Consider the following 306-nt stretch of genomic DNA (forward strand, 5'->3'; position numbering starts at 1 on the left):
GTACCGTGACGCTAAGCGGCAGCAATACTTATACCGGCAACACCCAAGTCAACGCCGGCACGTTGGCCTTGGGTGCCAGTGACGTGCTCGCCAATACCTCCAGCTTGATCGTTAACGGCGGCACTTTCGATCTGGGCGCAAACAGCGACACCGTCGCCGGCGTGCAATTACTGTCCGGTTCGATTACCGGCTCCGGCACTCTGACGTCGAACAGCACGTTTGACGTGCAATCCGGCACGGTCAGCACCAAGCTAGGTGGCACCAATATCGGCCTAAACAAAACCACCGCCGGTACCGTGACGCTAA

General features: G+C 58.5%; 1 protein-coding gene. It reads left to right on the plus strand.

Annotated features, from left to right (window positions below):
• A partial coding sequence (locus CWO84_RS15395; RefSeq protein WP_133120703.1) for an autotransporter-associated beta strand repeat-containing protein occupies nt 1–306 on the plus strand: 306 nt, incomplete at both ends.

Origin of the sequence: Methylomonas sp. Kb3 (genome assembly GCF_002834115.1) — a bacterium.
Taxonomy (GTDB): Bacteria; Pseudomonadota; Gammaproteobacteria; order Methylococcales; family Methylomonadaceae; genus Methylomonas; species Methylomonas defluvii.